26 protein-coding genes are annotated in these 24,308 nt (G+C 33.9%); 17 read left to right on the plus strand and 9 right to left on the minus strand.

The window, feature by feature from the left end; all coding sequences use genetic code 11:
- Positions 1-97: 97 nt before the first annotated feature.
- Positions 98-1,525, minus strand: a complete 1,428-nt coding sequence (dnaA, locus tag ABJD27_RS03205; RefSeq protein WP_348171170.1) for a chromosomal replication initiator protein DnaA — start codon at positions 1,523-1,525, stop codon at positions 98-100.
- A 204-nt stretch (positions 1,526-1,729) separates the two neighbouring features.
- Here dnaA and ABJD27_RS03210 point away from each other — a divergent pair, with 204 nt between their 5' ends.
- Complete coding sequence (locus tag ABJD27_RS03210) at positions 1,730-2,128, plus strand: thioesterase family protein (RefSeq protein WP_348171167.1); 399 nt, start codon at positions 1,730-1,732, stop codon at positions 2,126-2,128.
- Here ABJD27_RS03210 and ABJD27_RS03215 read toward each other — a convergent pair.
- The 3 genes from ABJD27_RS03215 to ribD form a co-directional block, all read right to left on the minus strand.
- Positions 2,125-2,733: a YigZ family protein gene (locus ABJD27_RS03215; RefSeq protein WP_348171164.1), complete on the minus strand. Its 609-nt coding sequence runs from the start codon at positions 2,731-2,733 to the stop codon at positions 2,125-2,127. The two genes, ABJD27_RS03210 and ABJD27_RS03215, sit on opposite strands and share 4 nt — an antisense overlap.
- A gap of 67 nt (positions 2,734-2,800) precedes the next feature.
- Positions 2,801-3,667, minus strand: a complete 867-nt coding sequence (locus ABJD27_RS03220) for an EamA family transporter (protein ID WP_348171161.1) — start codon at positions 3,665-3,667, stop codon at positions 2,801-2,803.
- Entirely contained in the window at positions 3,664-4,674 is a 1,011-nt protein-coding gene (gene ribD / locus ABJD27_RS03225; protein WP_348171159.1) for a bifunctional diaminohydroxyphosphoribosylaminopyrimidine deaminase/5-amino-6-(5-phosphoribosylamino)uracil reductase RibD, read from the minus strand. Before ribD ends, ABJD27_RS03220 begins: the two co-directional genes overlap by 4 nt.
- Positions 4,675-4,701: 27 nt before the next feature.
- On the opposite strand from ribD, the gene ABJD27_RS03230 reads away from it, so the two are divergent.
- From ABJD27_RS03230 to ABJD27_RS03260, 7 genes are all read left to right on the plus strand, one after another.
- A complete protein-coding gene (locus tag ABJD27_RS03230; protein WP_348171156.1) occupies positions 4,702-5,187 on the plus strand; it encodes a GNAT family N-acetyltransferase in 486 nt (161 codons plus the stop codon).
- A gap of 16 nt (positions 5,188-5,203) precedes the next feature.
- A complete protein-coding gene (gene prmC / locus ABJD27_RS03235; RefSeq protein ID WP_348171153.1) occupies positions 5,204-6,052 on the plus strand; it encodes a peptide chain release factor N(5)-glutamine methyltransferase in 849 nt (282 codons plus the stop codon).
- 89 nt (positions 6,053-6,141) lie between these two features.
- Positions 6,142-6,732 carry a TIGR00730 family Rossman fold protein gene (locus ABJD27_RS03240; RefSeq protein WP_348171150.1) on the plus strand — a complete coding sequence of 197 codons (591 nt, stop codon included), beginning with the start codon at positions 6,142-6,144 and terminating at the stop codon, positions 6,730-6,732.
- 142 nt (positions 6,733-6,874) lie between these two features.
- Positions 6,875-7,576 carry an aquaporin Z gene (gene aqpZ, locus ABJD27_RS03245; protein WP_348171148.1) on the plus strand — a complete coding sequence of 234 codons (702 nt, stop codon included), beginning with the start codon at positions 6,875-6,877 and terminating at the stop codon, positions 7,574-7,576.
- 192 nt (positions 7,577-7,768) lie between these two features.
- A complete protein-coding gene (gene ligA, locus ABJD27_RS03250) occupies positions 7,769-9,757 on the plus strand; it encodes an NAD-dependent DNA ligase LigA (protein WP_348171145.1) in 1,989 nt (662 codons plus the stop codon).
- A gap of 203 nt (positions 9,758-9,960) precedes the next feature.
- Positions 9,961-10,467, plus strand: a complete 507-nt coding sequence (locus ABJD27_RS03255) for a hypothetical protein (protein WP_348171142.1) — start codon at positions 9,961-9,963, stop codon at positions 10,465-10,467.
- Between the two features lie 433 nt (positions 10,468-10,900).
- Entirely contained in the window at positions 10,901-11,494 is a 594-nt protein-coding gene (locus tag ABJD27_RS03260) for a hypothetical protein (protein WP_348201997.1), read from the plus strand.
- Here the strand turns inward: ABJD27_RS03260 and ABJD27_RS03265 are convergent, their stop codons facing one another.
- Positions 11,495-12,406 (minus strand): metallophosphatase, encoded by a 912-nt coding sequence (locus ABJD27_RS03265; RefSeq protein WP_348171136.1) that lies wholly within the window; start codon positions 12,404-12,406, stop codon positions 11,495-11,497. It lies immediately after the preceding gene.
- Between the two features lie 4 nt (positions 12,407-12,410).
- Positions 12,411-13,175 carry a 5'-nucleotidase gene (locus ABJD27_RS03270; protein WP_348171133.1) on the minus strand — a complete coding sequence of 255 codons (765 nt, stop codon included), beginning with the start codon at positions 13,173-13,175 and terminating at the stop codon, positions 12,411-12,413.
- 55 nt (positions 13,176-13,230) lie between these two features.
- On the opposite strand from ABJD27_RS03270, the gene ABJD27_RS03275 reads away from it, so the two are divergent.
- The 6 genes from ABJD27_RS03275 (at position 13,231) to ABJD27_RS03300 (ending at position 18,029) form a co-directional block, all read left to right on the plus strand.
- Complete coding sequence (locus tag ABJD27_RS03275) at positions 13,231-13,749, plus strand: hypothetical protein (RefSeq protein WP_348171130.1); 519 nt, start codon at positions 13,231-13,233, stop codon at positions 13,747-13,749.
- A 3-nt stretch (positions 13,750-13,752) separates the two neighbouring features.
- On the plus strand, positions 13,753-14,631 hold the full coding sequence (gene dapA, locus ABJD27_RS03280; RefSeq protein WP_348171127.1) for a 4-hydroxy-tetrahydrodipicolinate synthase: 879 nt from the start codon (positions 13,753-13,755) through the stop codon (positions 14,629-14,631).
- Positions 14,632-14,753: 122 nt separating this feature from the next.
- The gene (bamD, locus tag ABJD27_RS03285; protein ID WP_348171124.1) at positions 14,754-15,575 is read left to right on the plus strand and encodes an outer membrane protein assembly factor BamD; all 822 of its coding nucleotides are present in this window, start codon (positions 14,754-14,756) and stop codon (positions 15,573-15,575) included.
- A gap of 16 nt (positions 15,576-15,591) precedes the next feature.
- The gene (locus ABJD27_RS03290; protein ID WP_348171121.1) at positions 15,592-15,930 is read left to right on the plus strand and encodes a DNA-directed RNA polymerase subunit omega; all 339 of its coding nucleotides are present in this window, start codon (positions 15,592-15,594) and stop codon (positions 15,928-15,930) included.
- A 6-nt stretch (positions 15,931-15,936) separates the two neighbouring features.
- Complete coding sequence (gene coaBC, locus ABJD27_RS03295; protein ID WP_348171118.1) at positions 15,937-17,145, plus strand: bifunctional phosphopantothenoylcysteine decarboxylase/phosphopantothenate--cysteine ligase CoaBC; 1,209 nt, start codon at positions 15,937-15,939, stop codon at positions 17,143-17,145.
- Positions 17,142-18,029: a DUF4835 family protein gene (locus tag ABJD27_RS03300; RefSeq protein ID WP_348171115.1), complete on the plus strand. Its 888-nt coding sequence runs from the start codon at positions 17,142-17,144 to the stop codon at positions 18,027-18,029. Before coaBC ends, ABJD27_RS03300 begins: the two co-directional genes overlap by 4 nt.
- A 13-nt stretch (positions 18,030-18,042) precedes the next feature.
- Here ABJD27_RS03300 and ABJD27_RS03305 read toward each other — a convergent pair whose 3' ends face one another.
- Together ABJD27_RS03305 and ABJD27_RS03310 are read right to left on the minus strand one after the other, a co-directional pair.
- Positions 18,043-18,339, minus strand: a complete 297-nt coding sequence (locus ABJD27_RS03305; RefSeq protein WP_348171112.1) for an antibiotic biosynthesis monooxygenase family protein — start codon at positions 18,337-18,339, stop codon at positions 18,043-18,045.
- Between the two features lies 1 nt (position 18,340).
- Complete coding sequence (locus ABJD27_RS03310; protein ID WP_348171110.1) at positions 18,341-19,174, minus strand: SAM-dependent chlorinase/fluorinase; 834 nt, start codon at positions 19,172-19,174, stop codon at positions 18,341-18,343.
- Between the two features lie 195 nt (positions 19,175-19,369).
- Between ABJD27_RS03310 and ABJD27_RS03315 the strand changes: the two genes are divergently transcribed.
- The 3 genes from ABJD27_RS03315 (at position 19,370) to ABJD27_RS03325 (ending at position 21,923) form a co-directional block, all read left to right on the plus strand.
- On the plus strand, positions 19,370-20,323 hold the full coding sequence (locus ABJD27_RS03315) for a PhoH family protein (protein WP_348171107.1): 954 nt from the start codon (positions 19,370-19,372) through the stop codon (positions 20,321-20,323).
- 29 nt (positions 20,324-20,352) lie between these two features.
- Positions 20,353-20,844, plus strand: a complete 492-nt coding sequence (locus ABJD27_RS03320) for a hypothetical protein (RefSeq protein ID WP_348171104.1) — start codon at positions 20,353-20,355, stop codon at positions 20,842-20,844.
- Positions 20,845-20,975: 131 nt separating this feature from the next.
- On the plus strand, positions 20,976-21,923 hold the full coding sequence (locus ABJD27_RS03325) for a phosphoribosylaminoimidazolesuccinocarboxamide synthase (protein WP_348171101.1): 948 nt from the start codon (positions 20,976-20,978) through the stop codon (positions 21,921-21,923).
- A 41-nt stretch (positions 21,924-21,964) separates the two neighbouring features.
- Here ABJD27_RS03325 and ABJD27_RS03330 read toward each other — a convergent pair whose 3' ends face one another.
- A complete protein-coding gene (locus ABJD27_RS03330; protein ID WP_348171098.1) occupies positions 21,965-24,202 on the minus strand; it encodes a tetratricopeptide repeat protein in 2,238 nt (745 codons plus the stop codon).
- Between the last annotated feature and the right edge of the window lie 106 nt (positions 24,203-24,308).

Here is a 24,308-nt window from a genome sequence, read left to right on the forward strand (position 1 = left end):
ATGTAAAAGAATACTTGGTGTCTAGATGACGAAATGTTCTAAAAAAAAAGGCTACAAATTCATGTAGCCTTTTTAATACACTATAATAACGTTTAAATTAAACGGTTAACTTTTTATTTAAATCTTCTACATATTTACGGAACTGCTTGTCTGTAGAGGCAAGGTTATCTACCGTTTTACATGCGTGTAATACAGTAGCGTGATCACGTTGTCCTATTTGAGAACCAATACTTGCAAGAGATGCTTTGGTTAATTTCTTAGCAAAGAACATCGCAAGTTGTCTCGCTTGTACGATATGACGTTTACGTGTTTTAGATTGAAGTGTATCTACATCCATCTGGAAATAATCGGATACAATCTTTTGTATATAATCTATAGATACTTCGCGTTTGGTATGCTTCACATAATTATCTACAATCTTCTTAGCAAGGTCAAGTGTAATTTCTTTCTTGTTAAATGAAGAATGTGCAATTAAGGAAATGATAGCGCCTTCTAATTCACGAATATTGGTCTTAATATTATTGGCAAGGAACTCTACAATCTCTTCTGGCATTTCTACACCATCTTGATATAGTTTGTGCTTTATAATAGAGATACGAGTCTCAAATCCTGGATGTTGTAACTCTGCCGATAATCCCCATTTAAAACGAGATAAGAGACGTTGCTCAATATCTTGCATATCTACCGGAGCTTTGTCACTGGTTAAGATGACTTGCTTTCCGTTTTGGTGTAAGTGATTAAATATGTGGAAGAAGACATCTTGTGTTCCTGCTTTACCACTTAATAACTGAATATCATCTACGATAAGGACATCAATTACTTGGTAGAAATGAATAAAGTCATTTCTGTTATTCTTTTTAACAGATTCTATATACTGTTGTGTAAATTTCTCAGCAGAGATATAAAGGACTGTTTTGTCTGGATATTGATCTTTAATGTGAACTCCTATTGCATGTGCAAGGTGTGTCTTACCTAATCCAACACCTCCAAAAATAAGTAAAGGGTTAAATGAAGTTCCTCCTGGTTTGTTTGCAACTGCCATTCCGGCCGAGCGAGCAAGGCGGTTAGAATCTCCTTCTAAAAAATTATCAAAATTATAATTAGGATTAAGTTGAGATTCAATTTGTAAGTTGCGTATTCCAGGGATTACAAATGGATTTTTAAGTTCAGGGTTTTTGTTTTTTAATGGTGCATCAACGTTCTGCGATTTTAGAGAAGATCGATTTGCACTAGGGATCTTTTCTGTAAATGGTTGATTATTACCATAGGTGTTCTCCATCTTAATGACATACACCAGTTTTGCGTTATCCCCCAATTCCTTGTTAAGTGCTACTTTTAAAAGCTTGACATAATGCTCTTCTAGCCACTCATAAAAAAACTTACTTGGTACTTGAATATTAAGTGCCACATCGGTAAGCTTAACAGCTTTGATAGGTTCAAACCACGTTTTGTATGCTTGGGGTGTAATATTGTCTTTTATAAAAGACAGACAATTATCCCATACAGATTGCGCAGTTCTACTCATTAGTTAGTATAAATTATTGGTTGTTGGTTGTTAAAGAGAGCTAAAAAATTGATAAATTATAAACATAATCTTCCCCGTTTTAACTTAGGGCAAATATGTGAACAATTTTTTGAAAAAAAAAACGACTTAGGGGTTGTTTTTTGATTAATTTTTGTGCATACTTTATCTGATTTTAAAACTACAAAAAAAAACCGAACCATCGACTTGAAAACACATAATACTTTTATAAAAGTGAGATATGCAGAAACTGACCAGATGGGTGTCGTCTATCATGGCAATTATGCGCAGTATCTTGAAATAGCAAGGCTTGAATGGCTTGATACCTTAGGAATTTCATACAAAAATATGGAAGAAAATGGGGTCATGTTGCCAGTGTATCATATAGACATTACGTATAAGAAATCGGCACAATTCGATGATCTACTGAAGGTTGTTGTAAGCCTTCGGAAATTACCTACAGTAAGGATCATTTTTGACTACAAAATTTATAATCAAGACAATAAATTGTTAACAATTGCAAGTACAGAATTGATCTTTATGGATGCACTTGTTAATAAGCCAATAAGATGTCCTGCATATATTCTCGACAAACTACAAGATTAGTCATCACTTTCTTTGAATTTTACACCGTATATATTTTTTACAAGTACACTTACGCGTTCAAAATCTTTTTGCCTAATAGCCAATGTATATTCACATGCCATCGCTGACTGTTGACCGATAATTTTGATGTTTTGCTCTTTAATAACACGCATGACTTTATTCATAAGTGGGTAGTCAAAAATAATTGTGAACTCAATGTCAATTGTTTTTTCTTCGATAACCGCTGCTTCTAATGCTTGTTGTGCAGCTGTGCGATATGCATTGATTAATCCTCCTACGCCTAGTTTTGTTCCTCCAAAATAGCGTACAACAACGATTAATGTGTTTGTAAGATCATATGCTTGTAATTGTCCATGTATAGGGGCTCCAGCACTGTTTGAAGGTTCTCCATCATCGTTTGCACGATAGCGTTCATAGCTTTTTCCTAGTACCCATGCGTAGCACCAATGCCGCGCTTGATGATGTTGTTTTTTTAAAACATCAATATATTCTTTAACTTGACTTTCATCTTGTATAGGGAATGCATATCCATAAAACTTACTATTCCGATCTTTAAATAAAACTTCGGGAGATGGAGTGGTGATTGTTTTATAGGTGTCTTTCATTACTAAGTTTTAGATTGCTTTCGCGAAAGCTAAATAGGCATGTTTTGTATGTGACCTGATTTTTATTTCACGAAAGTGAAACCAATATAATAGAAATTACAGCAAGCACAATACCAATCCAGTTTTTGGTAAGGAGTTTTTCTTTAAATAATAAAATCCCTAAGAAGGTAGAGATCATGACAATTCCTACATTATTTATAGTAAAAAGAGTCGAGCTATCAAAAACATCATGGCGTAAAGCCTTTACTAAAAAGAAAATCGAAAAATAATTTGGAACTCCAAGGCAGATTCCAGCAAGTATGTTCTTGGATTCAAATTTAAAGGAACCTCTTATAATTTGAATAATAATGACAAGAACACCGATACAAGCAGCAGCTCCAAATACAGTTGCAGAAAATATAGGAACATCATCGGCTGCGACATGTTGACCTTCTATAAATTTAATACTCGTATCTATTACACCACTTCCTAAGAATACAAGAATTGGAAATATAAGATTTGATTTTTTAAGTGCAATACCTTCTTTAGATTTTACAGAGGCTAAGTAAACAGCAATGAGTGCAATGATAATTCCAATGATTTTAAAAAGTCCGAGTTGTTCTTTGTAATAAAAAACGCCAAATAATATAGGGATCACCACACTCATTTTGGTAGCGACAGAGACTACCGATAGGCCACTACGCTGCGTCGTGAGTGCCATGAGGTTAAAAACGAGAATGAATACAATTCCTAATGCTGCGGTCATTAAAAACCATTCTTGGTCAGGAATAGATGCGATGGTTGTTGTCCCTTGATATAATGACAAACCACAAATACATGCGGTAAAATAATTTACAATAATCGCATGTAGTGTATTTATTTTATAGCGTGCAAAGAGTTTGAAAATTACAAAAATTAGACTGGATGCAGCAATGCTAAGTACTAGATAAATCAAGAGCTTTTATTTTTATAGATAGTAAGAAGGTCTTCTTTTATGAGTAAAGTAGACACTTGCTGTATATTTTTTTCTGTAGATGATAATAAAGGGGCTTTAGTTCCTTCTCCAAAAGCGATAGTACCTGTAAATACTCTAGCTTCATCCCAAAGTCTAGCATTTATAAATTGCTGTATTGTTTTTGCACCTCCTTCTATAAGAACTGATTGTAATTCTTTTTTATATAATGTATCTACAATCACTTTTGGGTCTTGAGAAGAGATACTAATCGTAGTTGCTTGATCATTAAAAATCTGAGCATCTTTAGGTAAGTTATCACGTTCATCAAGGACAATACGTACTGGAGAATCCCCTTCCCAATCTCGTGTAGTGAGAGATGGATTGTCAGAAAGAACGGTTTGTGCTCCCACAAGAATTGCTTGTTCTTCACTACGCCATTTGTGTACTAACTGTCTTGAGTATGGATTGGTAATCCATACAGGTGCTGTGCGATCTCTATGTAATGGAGCTATATATCCATCTATAGTCTCTGCCCATTTTAGTATAATATAAGGACGTTTTTTTTCGTGGTATGTAAAAAAACGTTTATTTACTTCATAACATGCTTGTTCCAAAACTCCTACCGTAACAGTAACACCAGCTTCTAATAATTTTTTAACCCCATTTCCAGCCACCTTAGAGTGGGGATCTATTGTACCAATAACCACATTCTGAATACCTGACTCGATAATAAGATTTGCACACGGAGGTGTCTTTCCATAATGACTACAAGGCTCTAAAGTGACATAGAGTGTTGCTTTTGTAATAAGATCTGGCGTATGTTTTTTTGCATATGTGATGACATTTACTTCGGCATGATTTCCGCCATAAGCACTTGTGTATCCTTCTGCAATGATGACGTTGTCGATCACAAGGAGTGCTCCTACAGATGGATTTGGTATTGCGCTTGGGAAGCCATTTTTAGCTAAATCAATACAGCGCTTTATATACTTTTCGTGTATCTTCACACTGCAAAAATAGAACTATAACTTTCGATGAGCAAACCTATTATTCGCCCAATCCAAAAAGCAGACAATGAGCAAGTTGCTGCGATGATTCGTAAAATACTTTTAGACTTTGGAGTTCCTAAAGTTGGAACTGCCTATGCAGACGGATCTTTAGACATGATGTTTGAAACGTATAACCATCCTAGAACAGCTTATTTTGTAGTTGTATCTGACGAAAAAGTAATAGGAGCTGCAGGAGTAGCACAACTTGATAATTATGATGGTAATGTATGTGAATTACAAAAAATGTATTTTCTTGAAGAAGCAAGAGGGAAGGGACTTGGCAGTGAGATGATGAAGGTATGTCTCGATCAAGCACGTCATTTTGGGTATGACCAATGCTATCTAGAAACGATGACGTATATGAATGCTGCTCAAAAACTGTATCAGAGAACAGGATTTAAATATATAGATGGACCTATGGGAGACACAGGTCATTTTTCTTGTCCCGTTCATATGCTTATTGATCTATAATATTATATACACTTTCGTGAAAATTAAAGACCTCAGAGCCAATTTTATAACTCATTTACAGGATCTCTATCCTATTGAAGAAGTGCACAGTTTTTTTCAAATCACTGCAAAGCATTTCTTGAACTACAGCCGAACCGATATTGTGTTAAATTTAGAGGAAGTGCTTTCTAAGGAACAAGTTCAAGATTTTCAAGATACACTTCATCGATTAGAACGTCAAGAGCCTATACAATACATATTAGGGAGTACAGAATTTTATGAACTACCTTTTGATGTTACACCAGATACATTAATTCCAAGACTAGAAACAGAAGAACTGGTTGCTTGGATCATCGAAGATTGCAAATCACGCGTAAACAATTTTCAATTAATAGATATAGGCACTGGTTCGGGTTGTATTGCTATTAGCCTTGCAAAACATCTAATAACGGCTAGAGTAACGGCCTATGATATCTCTCAAGGTGCTATAGCAGTAGCAAAGAAGAATGCGTTTCAAAATGATGTAAACGTATTATTTAAGGAGGTCAATATATTAGAAATCTCAAAACTTGCACCTACATTTGATGTTATTGTGTCTAATCCACCGTATGTACGAGAATTAGAAAAAGAAGAAATGAATCCTAATGTGCTAGACAATGAACCCCATACGGCATTATTTGTTTCTGATACTGATCCTTTGATTTTTTATCGCAAGATTGGAGAACTTGCATTTGATAACTTATCAATAGGTGGTAGTCTGTTTTTTGAAATCAATCAGTACCTTAGTAAAGAAACTAAACAACTCCTTCAAAAAATAGGATTTACAGATGTGATCGTACGTAAAGATATCTTTGATAATGATAGGATGATAAAGGCGACGAAGTGATTTTCGCTTTAAGCGAAATACTATTAAAAATAGATATATAACTAACAAATACAATTTCCATTTTCTTGGAAATTTCTAAAATATATACAATGACTGAGATAAAATCTATATGCGTTTTCTGCGGTAGTAGTGAGGGTAATGATATGCAAATAACTGATCAAGCTAAGGAATTAGGAACGTATCTGGCACACCATGAGATCACGCTTGTATATGGTGCTGCAAAAATAGGAGTGATGGGGCAAGTGGCACAAGCTGCTTTAGATCATAAAGGAAAAGTGATTGGAGTTATTCCAGAGTTTTTAAAACTTAAAGAAGTTGTACATCTAGGATTAACAGAACTGATAACCAATGACAATATGCATCAACGCAAAATGACGATGCAAGAAATCTCTGATGGATTTATCACATTGCCAGGAGGATTTGGAACGCTTGAGGAGCTTTTTGAGATTATGACTTGGAGCCAACTAGGATTGCATCAAAAACCTATAGGTCTATTAAATATCAATGGATTTTATGATGATTTATTGAAGATGTTAGAACATATGGTACGCCGCGGTTTCCTAAAAATGGAAAACTATGAACTTCTTATCGTAGATACTACTGTAGAAGGGCTTATTAAAAAAATGCAAGCCTACAAACCGCAACCAGTTCCTAAATGGTTAAAGGGAGATCGTACGTAATGCCATTTTAAAAAGAGTTCTTTTTAATGTTTTTGACGGTCTTTTTAGGTCTTTTGTCGGTAAGTACTATATAGATACTTATTATAATGCTCTTATAATTATATTTAGTAATTTACGATTACTAACTAAAAACCAGTTAATTATGAGTTCGATTAAAAAATATGCAGCAGAAGGTCTTGGAACTTTTGCTTTGGTGTTATTTGGTTGTGGAGCCGCTGCCATTGCAGGAGTCTCTACAGCAGGTCCTTCTGGACTAGGTCTATTAGGGATTTCTTTAGCATTTGGTCTTGCTGTAGTTGCTATGGCATATACCATAGGGCCTATTTCTGGATGCCACATCAATCCCGCTATTTCTACTGCCATGTGTATTGCAGGTAAATTATCTCCAAAAGATCTTATAGGATATGTTATAGCACAGTGCATAGGAGCTATTGTGGGAGCAGCTGTATTATATATTATAGCGTCAGGTGGCGCAGGATTTGAAATGGTAGATTGGGCACTTGGAAGCAACGGTTGGGGAGAAGGATACCTTGGTAACTATGATATGAAGTCGGCCTTTATTACAGAGTTTGTATTTACATTCTTATTCTTAATGGTCATTTTTGGAACAACAGCAAAAAAAGCATCTCCTCAAATGGCAGGACTTGCTATTGGTATTTCATTAGCATTAATTCATTTTGTAGCCATTCCTATTACAGGAACATCTGTAAATCCAGCACGTAGTTTAGGACCTGCTCTTTTTGCAGGAGGAATTGCATTAGAACAATTATGGTTATTTATTGTAGCACCTATAGCTGGAGGTGTATTTGCAGCATTAGTACGTAAAATATTTATAGACGATTAATTCATTTTTTTAGATAAGAAAAGCCAAAAGAAGTGAAGTGAAGGACAGAAGAGTTGCATAGATTATGCGACTCTTTTGTTTATAGCTTTTTGCAAAAGATATAAGTAATACTATTAAAAATTGGTATTTTGTGATGTATAATAATGAGTTTAATTATAATAAGAATTTCGCTTTCGCGAAAGCATATCATCCATGAATACTGAACAGCAAATTACTTCCCTACGTAAAGAACTTCAAGAACATAACCATGCTTATTATGTACTTGATAATCCCACAATTTCTGATTTTGAATTTGATCAGAAACTAAAACAGTTACAAGCATTAGAAGCTGCACACCCTGAATTTGATGATCCAAACTCTCCTTCTAGGCGTGTAGGTGGTGATGTGACTAAAAATTTTAATACGATTGTTCATGAGCATCGTATGTATTCATTAGATAATTCGTATTCAAAACAAGACTTAGAAGATTGGGAAGTACGTGTAAAAAAACAAGTAGATGGAGAAGTGTCTTATACTTGTGAACTTAAGTATGATGGTGCTTCTATAAGTTTGACATATGAAAATGGAGCCTTGGTAAAAGCCTTAACTAGAGGCGATGGTATTCAGGGAGATGATGTAACGACTAATGTAAAAACGATTAAATCTGTCCCTTTAAAATTAACAGGAGATTACCCACCTAAGTTTGACATACGAGGAGAAATTATATTGCCTTGGGCAGGCTTTGAAAAAATGAATAAAGCGAGAGAAGCACAAGGGTTAGAGTTATATCGAAACCCTAGAAATACGGCTTCTGGAAGTTTAAAATTACAAGACAGTGCAGAAGTAGCAAAACGCCCTTTAGATTGTCTGTTGTACAATATAACTGGAAATAATCTCGGTATTGTAAGTCAGATAGAAAGTTTGGAAAAAGCAAGAAATTGGGGTTTTAAAGTACCAGATGCATCAAAATTGGCTAAGAATATAGATGAAGTATTAGCCTTTATAAACCATTGGGATGTAGCACGTCATGACTTGCCATATGAAACAGATGGGGTTGTTGTAAAAGTAAATAATCTTCAACAACAAGAAGAGCTAGGATATACGGCAAAAGCACCTCGTTGGGCAATGGCGTATAAGTTTAAGGCAGAACAAGTGTCTACACGCTTACGCGAAATTACCTACCAAGTAGGTCGTACAGGAGCGATTACACCCGTAGCAAACTTAGAACCTGTAGAGCTAGCAGGAACCACTGTAAAAAGGGCTTCATTACATAATGCAGACCAAATAGCCAAACTAGATATACGAGAAGGAGATGAAGTCTTTGTCGAAAAAGGAGGAGAAATCATCCCGAAAATTATAGCAGTAGATCTTACAAAAAGACCAGCAGCATCTACACCTACGTCTTATATTTCGGCATGTCCAGAATGTGAGACATCACTGGTACGTAAAGAAGGAGAAGCACAGCATTATTGCCCTAACGAATCTGGATGCCCTCCTCAGATTATAGGAAGGATTCAGCATTACATTTCGCGTAAAGCGTTAGACATAGAAGGACTGGGAGGAGAGACTGTTGCATTATTAGTAAAAGAAGGGTTGATTACGAGTTATGCAGATCTGTATACACTTACTGTAGAGCAATTACTACCTCTAGAGCGGATGGCTCAAAAAAGTGCCGAAAATTTAGTGCAAGGTGTACAAGCGTCTACAGCGATTCCTTTTGAGCGAGTGCTTTTTGGATTAGGAATACGATATGTTGGAGAAACGGTTGCAAAAAAACTGGCCAAACATTATAAAACGATTGATGCTATAGCTATTGCTACAGAAGAAAATCTGGTTGCTGTAGATGAAATAGGAGAAAAAATAGGAGAGAGTGTGATTGCTTTTTTTGCAAAAGAAGATAATCGTATATTGATAGAGCGTTTAAAATCACATGGAGTTCAATTAGAAATATCTGCAGAGAAACTTGCAAATCAATCGGATATATTACAAGGAAAAACCTTTGTAGTATCTGGAGTTTTTGAAATGCCTCGTAATGATTTAAAGAAATTAATAGAAGATAATGGAGGAAAAGTGTCAAGTTCTATCTCTTCAAAAACATCATTTCTTGTTGCTGGAGATAAGATGGGACCTAGCAAGCTTGCAAAAGCAGAAGGGCTAGGAATTACTCTTATTTCTGAACAAGAATTTTTAAACCTTATTTAATTAAAAGAGCAGCTTACATACACGGAAGAATCTATAGGACATTAACGATCATTGTATCTGTGCTTTTGGTACTTACTACTATGTTTTTTGAGGTAGAACATACATTTATATTCTTTGTTTTATTTGCGTTGTTTTTATTTATGTATCACTACCGAGCTACAGAGAAATTTAATATTATTTTTCTCATATACTTGGTAGCTCTTATGATTTCTGAGGTAGGGTTTTTATATGATTTTGAAACCTATATTAATCTTACTGCTTTTACTTATATCATAAGTCAGATGTGTTTTTTATGGCTTTTGAAACCTGTGTTAAAGATTAAATGGAAGAATTTCAGTACACATAACCTCACAGAGCTAATTGTTGGTTTCTTAGGAGTAAGTTATATTATAGGGTACTTATTATATCTCATTTTTCCTTTAATACCAGATTTGACCTTATTCTTACCAAGTATAATTGCCTACCTGATAATAACGATCCTATGTATAGGGATTCCATTTTTTAATAAACATCCAGATAATATTATTTTGTGGGGAATAGGAGGTGGTATGATCGCTGAGATGACGTGTGCATTTATTTTTGAGTACGTGTCAGGTTACAGAATCTTTATTGTAATGGCTCATGTTTTTGGAGCATTTTTAAAAATTATATTTACTATATATCTCACACGTATCCTAGATATAAAGAATTCTGAAAAAGAGTATGGGTAACCTTTATATATTATAAAAAGTACTTGTGTGCTCAGTTCCAGTAATAGGATCTAGATGAAAATCTACACGTCCTAAGTTAATACCTCTCCATCCTACTTGATTGTCAAGAACGATATGTTTTTTTAATTAAGGATATAACAGGTAGGAGAGTGAATAGCAAAAAATAGTGAAGGATTATAAAGTTATTGATGTTATCGCAATGGCTTAAAAAGAAGGTATGGTGATCGTAGATAAAGTAGGATCTAGTAAACTTTTAAAAACAGGAGGATTAGGAATCACAATAATTCTCTGAATATGAATTCTTAAACATAATACAATTAGAGAAGCAGATCATATAGAAGGTAGGGTATATAGGACACTAGCAATAATAATGTCTTTGCTTTTAGCATTAACTAGCGTGTTTTTTGACATTGAGTATGTATCAATACTTTTTGTGACATATATACTATTCTTATTCTTATATCATTATAAAGCTACAGAGAAGTTTAATGTCGTTTTATTAATTTACTTAATAGCTATGTTAGTAGCAGAAGTAATGTTTTTATATGATTTTGAAAAATATATAAATGTATTGTCTTTTTCGCAACTCATAGGTCAGATGTGTTTTTTTTGGCTTATACGCTCTATACTTAAAATAAATTTAAAAAACTATAGTACTCATAATCTACTAGAACTAATTATTGGGTTCCTAGGGATCAGTTATATTGTTGGGTATTTACTATATCTAATTTTTCCTTTAATACCAGATCTAACATTGTTTTTACCTTCTGTGATTGTTTTTTTTATAATGGTGATTATCTGTATAGGGATTCCTTTTTTTAATAAGCATCCAGACAATATTATGCTATGGGGTATTGGAGGTGGTTTAATTGCCGAAATGGCCTGTGCTTTTATTTATGAATATATATCTGATTATAAAGCTTATTTAGTGTTAGCTCATCTCTTTGGAGCTTTTATAAAAATTATATTTACTATGTACCTTATACGTATTAAGAATATTAAGAAAACTGAACTGGAGTATAATTAATTAAATATTATAAAAAGTACTTGTGTGCTCAGTTCCAGCAATAGGGTCTAGATGAAAATCTACACGTCCTAAGTTAATACCTCCCCATCCTACTTGGTTAACAAGGACAATGTTCCCGTCTTTATTTTGAGTAAGTGTTGGTTTTTCTAAAAAGGTATGTGTATGCCCACCTATAATAAGATCAATATTACTAGTTGCTGCAGCAAGTTTAAGATCCGAAATACGTTCTTTATTATTGTAATCATATCCTAAATGCGATAAACAAATTATGATATGACAGTGTTCATCTTCTTTTAAAATACGAGTCATGTCTTGCGTAACTTCTATTGGATCTAAGTATTTTGTCTCTTTAAATTGACGTTTATTTACTAAACCTTCTAGTTGTATTCCTATTCCAAAAACACCAATACGCACCCCTTCTTTTACAAAAACACGATACGGTTTTGTATGTCCATCCATAATGGTATTTGTAAAATCATAATTTGAAGAGAGAAGCTCAAAAGATGCATGTGGTTTTTGCTTTGCTAAACCACCAATACCATTATCAAAGTCATGATTTCCAATAGTGGCAGCATCATATCCTAACATAGACATTAACTTAAATTCTAACTCACCACCATAAAAATTGAAGTAAGGTGTTCCTTGAAATATATCTCCAGCATCAAGTAGTAAAACATTTGGATTCTCTTTACGTATACTATTGATCAAAGTTAATCGTCTTGCAACACCTCCTTGGTTTGCATATTTAGGATCATTTGCAGCAAATGGTTCTATATGACTATGTACATCATTTGTATGTAAAATAGTAAGTTGCTTTTTTGTCACAAGAGAACTAGAACTCATTGCAATTCCTCCTAATCCAATAAGACTTCCTGCAGCAGCTGTTTGTTTTATAAATTGTCTACGCTTCATAGTATTATTCTTTTATAAATCTGTTGTCTCTTACTGGAGCAATGGTGTCATGCTTTTTAAAGTAATCTATAAGTACATTACGAATCTTATAGTCTAATGTAAGTAAGCTTACAGGCTTACTGAAAAAGGTCATGTTATCACCTCCTTTTTGCAAATAATCACTAGTAGCGATAAAATATGTTTCGTTGTCTATAATTTCTTGACCTTGTATCAATCCTTTTTTGAGACTTCCATCTGGATTAAGAATTACCTGTAAATTTGATATAGGATGCGCAGTCCCATTTGTGAGGTATTGAAAAAGCGCTTTCATTTGAATTCCGCTGAGTTCTACGATCACAACCTCATTTTCAAAAGGCATCATTTGATATGCCGTACGAGGAGTAACATCTCCTTTATAAAGAGGAGAACGTATTCCCCCATAATTTAGCAATACAGCATTAAATGTATATCCAGCACGAGATTTAAAAACTGGGTTTGCAAGTTCAAAAATTGCATCTGCCATTAGATTCCCAATAGCCGTATTGTACTTACTATCTTTTTTTGTAATAGAGTTTGGTGCATAGGCTAGTACACTATCCATTTCTTTATCCACAGAAGCTTTATAAGGAGCTATGAATGACGTAATCGTAGTATCACTTTTTATATTCCTATCTATTGGAAGAAGGTCTGCATCTACTCTGGAAGTATTATAATCTTCTTGGTTACAACCTAAAAGCAATATAAAGGTACTACATAATAGGATGTTGTATATATTTAGTTTACGTATCATTCTTAGTGAATATTAGTCTGTTTTTTAGCTACATTTGCGTAAAAAGCGAAGATAAATGTTTTTAAACGGATTAAAGACAAAATCCATTGTAAGAAAACTTAAAACTGAGACCGAAAATCGCAAGTATACTTCATCTCATACTACAATACAACGTGTTGGAATTATTCAGGAAGCACAAACTCCTTTTGATTCAAAAAAGATAGCACAACTTGTCACTGTATTAGGTATTAAAGAACAGGATGTTGAAATGATTTCTTATGTAGATAAAATACAAAAAGATCAAAAAGAGGTTGAAGGGATTTTTTCTGAATCTGGAATAGGTTGGAATGCTGTTTTAAAAACATCAAACCTTAAAACGTTTACTTCAAAAAACTTTGATATTCTATTAAGTTATTATACGGAGGATCGACTACCTCTTAAAGTTGTTACTGGACTATCAAAAGCTACATTTAAGGTTGGGTTGAATCATAAAGAAGAAGCACTTCATGATTTAATTATTACAACGGTTATTGGGCAAGAAGATATCTTTATAGATGAATTAGAAAAGTATTTACAAATATTAAAAATTATTTAGCACATGCAATCCTTACGAGGCACGGGAGTAGCTCTTATTACTCCTTTTAATGAAGACTTATCAATTGATTTTGATGGATTAACTCGATTAATAGAACATAATATTGATCAAGGAATTGATTACTTAGTCGCTTTAGGTACTACAGCCGAGAGTGCAACCTTATCTTCTGAAGAGAAGAAACAGGTGAAGAAACATATTGTTACTATTAATAAAGGGAGATTGCCTCTTGTATTAGGGGTAGGCGGTAATAATACAGCTGCTGTTGTAAAAGAATTAAAAGAGGGCGATACTACAGAAGGTTTTGATGTTATACTTTCCGTATCTCCATATTACAATAGACCTTCTCAAGATGGGATTTATGCGCATTATAAAGCTATTTCAGAAGCATCTCCACTACCTATTATTATGTACAATGTGCCTTCGCGTACTGGAAGTAATATGACAGCAGATACAACATTGCGTCTTGCGAGAGATTTTGAAAATATCATTGCAGTAAAGGAAGCAGCAGGAGATATGACCCAAGCACTTCGTTTATTAAGAGATCGACCAGAGGGGTTTTTAGTGATTTCTGGAGATGATATGTTGGCACTACCTATAGTTTCGGCTGGGGGAGATGGTGTGATTTCTGTTATAGGACAAGGTGTTGCAAAACCATTTTCGGATATGATTAGGTTTGGTTTGGAGGGCGCTTTCGCGAAAGCGTATCAATTCCACTATACCGTTATGCCTAGTATTGATCTCATATTTGAAGAAGGAAATCCTGCAGGAATAAAATCGCTATTACAACACATAGGGATTTGTAAAGATTATGTGAGATTACCACTAGTCAAAGCAAGTGATACTTTAAATCAAAAGATTGGGTCATTTCTTAAAACATTATAAAAGAAGCGTTAATCTTATGCTAATCCTAGGATACGCATCATAAATACGCTTATTTTTGAATCACGACATATTGTTTTAATATGTGATAGATTTTATGTAATTTTGCCTGCTGTTTTAGTCTTATGAAGAATATTCTTATCCTTTTAGTTTTTGCCACCGTATTAAGTTCATGTTCAACGTATCAAGATGTGTTGAAATCTGATGATATAAAACTTAAGTACGCATTTGCTGATTCCTTGTATAAAAATGGAAGCTATAAAAAGTCTCTTAAATTATTTGAACAGATTGTTCCTTTGTATAGAGGGCGTCCACAAGCAGAACGTGTGATGTATACCTATTCTGATATTTATTATCAATTAGAAGACTATTACTTGGCTGGATATCAATTTGAGCGTTTTGTAAAGTCATACCCGCAGAGTACTAAGAGAGAAGAGGCAGCTTTTAAAAGTGCCGAGAGCTATTATAATTTATCTCCAAGATATTATCATGATCAAGCAGATACTGATAAGGCTATGGAGAAACTGCAAGAATTTGTCAATGCATATCCAGAATCTGAAAGACAAGATACTGTAAATTCAATGGTAAAAGAATTGCAAACAAAACTTGAAAAGAAAGAATTTGAAATTGCAAAGGGATATAATAAGATAGGCGCAAGTAGAGGGACGTTCCCAAATGCTATTAAAGCGTTTGATAATTTTATATCTGCATATCCAGGATCTATTTATAGAGAAGATGCTATGTACTGGAGATTTAACTCTGCATATCAATTTGCGTTAGGAAGTCGTCAAGATTTAATGAATGAACGATTGAATGAAGCAAAAGAAGCTTATAAAACGTTAGAAAAATATTATCCAGCAGGAAAGTATACAGAAGATGTAACAGAGATGATCGCAAAGGTCAATGAGTTATTATTATCAACAGAAGAAGAGACTAAGAGACCATAAATTAAATATTAGTAAGATGAATATTAAAGATATTGATGCACCAGTAAATACAACTACCATAGATAAGAATCTAATAGATGCTCCTACAAATAATGTGTATGAGGCAATTTCTATTATAGCAAAGCGTGCAACACAAATCAATACAGAGATCAAGAAAGAGCTTTCTGATAAATTAGATGAGTTTGCTACCTTTAATGATAGCCTTGAAGAAATCTTTGAAAACAAAGAGCAGATTGAAGTATCTAAGTTCTATGAACGTCTTCCTAAAGCACATGCACTTGCAGTGCAAGAATGGTTAGAAGATCGTATTTACCATAGAGATACCAGTATATCTGAGGAAGAAACAAAAGCATAGTCATATATGTCAGTATTAAGCGGTAAGAAAGTACTATTAGGTGTTACCGCTGGTATAGCAGCTTATAAGAGCGCCACTTTAATAAGAGGATTTATTAAAGCTGGCGCTTCTGTACAAGTAATAATGACAGAAAGTGCAAAAGACTTTGTAACTCCCCTTACATTATCTACCCTTTCCAAAAATCCAGTTCATAGCTCTTTTACAGTAGAAGGTGATGATAATGCGGTATGGACAAATCATGTAGAGTTGGGCTTATGGGCAGATATAATGGTGATTGCTCCAGCAACAGCAAATACATTGTCAAAAATGTCACAAGGTACTTGTGATAATTTATTACTAGCAACATATTTAAGTGCAAAGTGTCCTGTATATTTTGCCCCAGCAATGGATCTGGATATGTATATACATCCATCTTCAAAAGAAAATTTCTCAAAATTAATATCTTACGGTAATATTATGATTCCTGCAACAAGTGGAGAACTTGCTAGCGGACTTGTAGGGCAAGGTAGAATGGCAGAACCAGAAGATATTGTACGTTTTATAGAACGAACTATAGAAGGAAAATTACCTTTGAAAAACAAGCGTGTTGTGATCACAGCTGGACCTACGTATGAGGCTATAGATCCAGTAAGGTTTATAGGAAATCATAGTAGTGGCACAATGGGAGTAGAGCTTGCATTACGAGCAGCAGCCTTAGGAGCATCTGTAGATTTGATTTTAGGGCCTAGTGCTATAAAAGTACACCATGATCTTATTTCGGTACATCATGTGGTGTCTGGAGAAGATATGTATGAAGCGGTACACAATGTATATGGACAATGTGATATTGCTATTGCTTCTGCAGCTGTAGCAGATTATAAACCTGCTCAGGTAGCTCAAGAGAAAATCAAAAAAAATGATAATGAGCTTGCCATTAACTTAGTAAAAACGAAAGATATTCTGGCTTCTATGGGAGAAAAGAAACAAGGACAATTTCTTGTTGGATTTGCTTTAGAAACAGAAAATGAAGAAGAAAATGCTTTAAAAAAGTTGAAAAAGAAGAATTTAGACGCAATTGTTTTAAATTCGCTTAGAGATAAAGGGGCTGGCTTTAAGACCAAAACCAATAAAATTACGTTCATAGACAAGAATGGATCGCCTACTTTATATGATTTAAAATCAAAAAAGGAAGTTGCGGCAGATATTTTTGATCAGATACTTTTAAAAACGACATGAAAACACTTATTGGAATCTTTGCAATTTTATGTACACTATCGCTTCAAGCACAAGAGCTTAATGCAGTAGTAATCATAAATGCTGAACAAACTGGAAAAGCAGAACTTCAAGTATTTAAAACACTGGAACGTTCCTTAACTGAGTTTATTAATAATACAAAGTGGACCGATAGAAAATATAAACAACAAGAACGTGTAGAGTGTTCTTTTAATATTATTGTTCAAGAGATTAATTCTGACGCTTTTAGAGCAAGTGTTCAAGTACAGTCATCACGTCCTATATTTAATACTAATTATGACAGCCCTATTTTTAATTTTAATGACAGGGATTTTGATTTTGACTATGTAGAGTTTCAACCACTTATTTTTAATCCTAATACGTTTGATTCTAACTTAGTTTCTGTCATTTCATATTATGTATATACGATTTTAGGATATGATAGTAATACCTTTAAGAAAAATGATGGAGATAAGTATTTCCAGATAGCAAAACAAATTGTAACAACAGCTCAATCGGGTAATAATAGAGGGTGGAAACCACAAGATGGACCACAATCAAGATACAGGCTTAATGAAGATTTATTATCACCAAATTTTAGAGAGTTTAGTGATGTGTTGTATGGCTATCATCGTAGTGGACTAGATCTTATGGCAGATGATAACAAAAAAGCAAAACAGGCTGTTTTAAACTCGATTACAAAGCTTAAAGCAATGTATAATAAGAGACCTAATAACTTTCTGAATCGTGTTTTCTTTGATTCAAAAGCAGAGGAGATTGCTTCTATGTTTTCTGGAGGACCACAAATCCCAATTACAGATTTATTAACAACGCTTAATCGTATTGCGCCTACAAAATCTAGTTTCTGGCGACAGATTTCTTTTTAAGAAGGGTTGTTTTTTATTTTAAAGAGGCAACTTTATCCACACTCCAAGCTTCTGGTCTATCTGAGAAAAGCGGTTTTGTTTTTGCCCAAACTCCTTTAAAAAGCTCTGAATGGCGATAGTTATTTAATGCTTCGGCGGAGCCCCAATAGCTATAAGTGAAAAATATACGAGGATCATCTTGACCTCTATAGAGTTCTAAAAAATTACATCCAGGAAAGGCTCTGATAGATTCTTTTACTTTTTCAAAATCACTTAAGAAGGTAGGGATTTCATTTTCGCGAAAGCGCATTTTTACAATTCGTACAAGCATATTAGTCTTCAAAATTAATAGTAATAGTATCTCTGTAGTCAAGTCCAAAAAGACTTGCAGCGCTTCCTACGGTACTCGGATTACTTTTGTAAATAGCGAGCTCTATATAGCCTCCAGAATTAAAAATAGCTAGTTTTTTACCTTCTTCTTCTCGTTTGTGCTTTTCTAGATTAAAATTAATAGCCTCACTATAGGCTTTATGTATTTTTGAAATCTCAGTACGTCTTGCTTCTATTTTAAATGGACGTCCTTTCCCGACGTCTTCAAATAGTTTACGAGTAATATTACTAACAACATTGCCGTAATTGTCTACATAAATCACATTGCCTATAATTTGTTTTTGCGATTTATTAACAACGGGTTGAATACCAGTAAGCGGTTTTATTTCTACAATAGGTTTTCCAATTACTCCTAAAGTTCCTCCTCGTGCAATATGACATGCCGTTTGAACAAAAACATCTAGAACTGTAAAGTTTGTTGTAAGTCTATTATGAATATTAATCTCTACCATCTCTTGTGGAACGATATCTCGAGTGATAAGAGAAATGATACCATTATTGGCACAAATAAAATAATGATCTTCTAGTTTTACCGCTATATGATTGGTTTCAGGCGTGAGTTCACTATCGACGCCTATGATGTGAATGCTTCCTTCTGGGAAGTTTTTATAAGCATTTTGTATAATATATGCCGCTTCTGTAATATGAAAAGGAGATATAGAATGGGTAATATCTACAATACGAATATCGCTAAGTTCACTATAAATGGCTCCTTTTACAGCGCCTACAAAGTGGTCTTTTTCGCCAAAGTCTGTTGTTAGAGTGATAATTGCCATATATAGAATAGGAGTGTATTATGCTTTCGCGAAAGCGTATAACTTTGTTAAAACAACAACCTTCCCAAAATTGTTTATTAGTTTTAATAATACGATAACAATTGAACGATGCATGAAGCTCAAAAATTTCGTACTTTGCTTATACAACAAATCTAAAATAATTTACTGAGGAATCTCATAAAAACTGCTTGCCATTTGAACGAATTAATTATTGAACTTTCAGAAATCAATCCGCGTGAGTTTTTTGGACAACAAAACGCAAATATAGAACTGCTTAAACGCTATTTTCCAAAATTGAAAATTGTCGCTAGAGGTAATAAGATAAAAGCCTATGGTGATGAAGACTTATTAGAGGAATTTGATAGGCGATTTACTATGCTTACAGAGCACTTTGGGAAGTATAATAAGCTTGATGAAAATGTTATCGAGCGTGTACTGACAAGCCAAAGTAAATCGGACTATGAGACTTCAAAAGAAAGTGGAGAGACCATTGTGCATGGTGTGAGTGGGAAGCTTATTAAGCCTCAAACTGCAAATCAACGCAAGTTAGTAGAGCTTTCAAAGAAGAACGATATGGTGTTTGCTATAGGTCCTGCAGGAACTGGTAAAACCTATGTTAGTGTTGCTCTTGCTGTACAAGCTCTTAAGGAGAAATCTGTAAAACGTATCATTTTAACCCGTCCTGCTGTAGAAGCTGGAGAGAATCTTGGATTCTTACCGGGTGATATGAAGGAAAAACTCGATCCGTATATGCAACCTTTATATGATGCATTACGAGATATGATCCCACATGAGAAGCTAGAAAGTTTTATAGAAAAAGGGGTTATCCAAATTGCTCCTATGGCTTTTATGAGAGGACGAACACTCGATAATGCGTATGTAATTCTAGATGAAGCACAAAATACGACGCATGCGCAAATGAAGATGTTTCTTACGCGTATGGGACGTAGTGCTAAATTTATTATTACAGGAGATCCAGGACAGATAGATTTGCCTAGACGAGTTACTAGTGGTTTAAAAGAAGCATTGCTTATTCTTAAAAATGTAAAAGGCGTAGGGATGATCTATCTGGACGATAAAGATGTTGTCCGACATCCACTTGTTAAAAAAGTAATTGCGGCATATAAGGATATTGAAAACAGGAATTAATAAGTGGTATTACTATAAATGCTAACAGATTGGCAAAAAAGATACTTATAAAAGATGAGAAAGAGCTTCGTAAAGCTGTTCATCGAGATAATTATTTGCTAGTTATTATACTACTTGTTTTTGCTATTGTAGATTATGATATGTTTAGTGTATATCCTAAATTAATAACTCTTGAAGATACTTCTCTCAAAGTATTGATTGTCGTTTTTCAATTTATTTTTATAGCGTCTTTATTTTTTTGGGAACGAAGAAAAAAGAAAATTATTACCATTTTATTAAATGGAGAAAAGACTGATGGTAAAATCATAGAGAGTATTCCTGTTAGATCTAACAGTAGACTTATACATTATGTTCATGAGTTTGAGTATAAAGTAAATGGTCAAAAGTATACCGTTTTTTCTAAAAGTAAACTAGGTTCGCAAGCGTATCGATATGCTGTTATTTATGAATCTAATACCCCTGAAAACAGTATCGTATTGGAGCATTTAAAAAAGAATGTACAACGACTCATTAGTTATTAGTCAACCTTTGTTAGCAACTATCACTGTTTGACTTCTTTTTTGAGTTTATGAAAACACGAGTATTCATTATTTTTGCATTTTAATATCCATAAGATTTAATAGATAATCTACAACGATCACTCTACATAACTATGAACACAATTACAGACACTAACTTTAATTTTCCGGGTCAAAAAGATTTATATAAAGGAAAAGTACGAGAAGTATATACTCTTGACAATGATTTATTGTTAATGGTAGCTACAGATAGATTGAGTGCATTTGATGTAGTGATGCCTAAAGGGATTCCTTATAAAGGTCAAATTCTTAATCAGATTGCTACCAAGATGATGAAGGATACAGAAGATATAGTGCCTAACTGGCTCGTTGCTACTCCAGATCCTAATGTAGCTATAGGGAAACGTTGTGATCCGTATAAAGTAGAGATGGTAATTCGTGGTTATATGTCTGGTCATGCGGCACGTGAGTACAAGGCAGGAAGAAGAATGTTGTGTGGTGTACCTATGCCAGATGGTATGAAAGAAAATGATGCTTTTCCAAATCCTATTATCACGCCAGCGACAAAAGCAGAAATGGGCGACCACGATGAAGATATTTCTAGAGAAGATATTTTAAAAAGAGGTATTGTAAGTGAAGCAGATTACCTAGTCTTAGAAGATTATACTCGCAAGCTCTTTAAAAGAGGTTCTGAGATTGCAACGAGTAGAGGTCTTATACTTGTAGATACAAAATATGAGTTTGGTAAGACATCAGATGGAGAGATTGTCCTTATAGATGAGATTCATACACCAGATTCTTCTCGTTACTTCTATGCAGATGGCTATGCAGAACGTCAAGCAAAAGGAGAAGCTCAAAAGCAATTGTCTAAAGAATTTGTGAGACAATGGTTGATTAGTCATGATTTTCAAGGATTAGAAGGACAAACGGTACCAGAAATGTCTGATGAATATATAACAACTGTTTCAGATCGTTATATTGAATTGTATGAGAATATTACTGGGGAAGCTTTCGCGAAAGCGGACGTATCAAATATTGAAGCCAGAATCGAAGGAAATGTATTAAGTTATCTAGGGGTATAATATTTTTATCTTCTTTATAAAATACGCAAGATTACGCTATTTTAATTTCTATTTTTTTGAGATATAGAAATGTCTTTTTCTGTATATATTTCCGTGAGCACATTAAATAGGCGTTTAATCTCAATAGGTTTCCATAAAAAGCCATTAAATAAACCTATATATTCTTCGTTATTTGCCGAAGTAATATCTGCAGTAAGTGCAAAAATGGGAGTATGTTGATTTTTGTTTTTTGTAGTCCTAATGATACGTGTAGCGTCATACCCATTCATTTCGGGCATGTGAATATCCATAAGAATAAAATCAACTTTTATTTCTTGAGCTTGAACAATAGCTTGCTTTCCGTTCTTTACTCTTTTTATAGAGATTCCCCACTTATTAAGAAGTTGACGCATTACTAAGGCATTAATCTCATTATCTTCAGCTAGAATAGCAGTCTTGTTTTGCAGTATTTTAAACATGTCTGTATTGCTTTTTTCTGGTGCTTCAGCTTTTTCAAACTCAAGTTCAAAATTAAATACAGAACCTTTACCTTCTTCACTTTCGATAGAAATGCTACTGCCATGGAGTTCTATCAATTTTTTTACAATAGCAAGCCCTAATCCGGTCCCCCCATCATTACGGGTGGTAATGGCTTGCGGCATATAAAAACTCTCAAATAAACGTTCTCTTTCTTTTAATGGAATACCAATTCCTGTATCTTTTATATTAAAAGAAATGGTGTCTATTTCTTTATGTGTAGTAACTAAATCTATGATAATATCTACCGATCCTTCTTCAGTAAATTTGATTGCATTACTGACTAGGTTTCCTAAAATCTGAAATAGTTTTGTCTCATCGATATTATAGCTATCAGCAACAGTAGTTCCTATGGATAAGTTTAAAACAATCCCTTTTTCATCGGCGAGCCCTATATAAGTTTGCTTGATGTTTTGTAAAATTTCTTTGAATTTTACAGGATGCTTTTCTAGGATCATTTTATTAGATTCTAACTTAGAGAAATCTAATATGTCATTAATAATGCGCAATAAATTTTTTGAAGAAAACCGAAGAGATGTTAGTAATTTTTTTTCACTTTCATCAGATCGATCCTCTAATAATGAGATGATACTTGTTACAGCATTAAGAGGTGTGCGTATCTCGTGACTCATAGCCGAAAGAAAATTTTGTTTCATAGATGCCTCTTGTTCTGCACGTTCTTGCTTTGCTATGATTTCTGCTTTTTGTCGTTTTAGCTTTACTTCGTTTTCTTTAGATTGTATCTTAGAGATACGTTCGTAATTCTCTATCACCTTAAGTGTTTGAGAATTAAGAGCGGCATCTTTTTCTTTTAAGTAATCTTCTAGGTATTGTAATGCAATAACCGATTCTCCTTCTTCTTTATATATGCTATACATAAAATAATAGCATTTATATTTCATGATGGAAAGGTTATTTGCAGTACTTATGTCAATAGCTGCTGATAAACATTTTTTTGCCATCTCTCTTTCACCTGTTTTTATAAAGAGTTTGGCCATTTTATTATGACACATAGCGATAGCAAATAAATCTCCTACATCTTCATGTATCTCCAGTGCTTCATTAAAATCACTTCTGGCTTCTTCGTATTTTTCTAGTTGTGTATATACTTTACCTCGACCATAAATAGCAAAAGCATACCCTCGTCTGTCTCCTGTCTCTTTTTTGATGGCTACAGATAATTCTATGATATCTAGTGCTTTTTTTATTTTTCCTTGTTTTAAGAAAATACCAGAGAGCGGGTTGTATACATTGGATTCTAAATTCCTGTCTTTTACATCGATAGCGCATTGTATGGCACTTTCATAGGCTTTAATCGCATTTAATTGATCTCCTAAAACTTCATAGATAGTCCCTAATGTTTTTTGAGTTCTAGATTCATTATGTTTATCATTATGCTTTCTAAAAATGGTAAGACAATCTATCAAATGGAACATTCCTAAGTGATAGTTATTGGTTTTATAATAGACACCTGCTATGTTGTATTTGGCATTTGCAATGCCAAGCTCATCATTATCTTTTCTGAAGTGCTCTATGGCTTCTTCAGACATTTCTATAGCGATTTGATTTTCGGCACTTATCATATGGAATAGAGCCAGTCGACTAAGACTTTTTCCTATAAGGGAAGCGTTATTCAGTGCCCTACTTTTTTCAAGTGCGCTTTGTGCAAGCTGTATACTGTAATGCATATTTACACCACGCTGTTCATAAGCGGTCTCTAGAAGTTGTAAAACTTCTGAAGTATGATCAGGGTTTTTATTCATTGTTTAGGGCCAATAAAATATGACTAAGAATAATACTATTTTTAGTGGTTGAGCTAGGCCGTCCCAAATAGATTATTAAGATAATACTATTTTTATAAATAAGCTT

The organism is Dokdonia sp. (assembly GCF_039945015.1).
GTDB lineage: Bacteria > Bacteroidota > Bacteroidia > Flavobacteriales > Flavobacteriaceae > Dokdonia.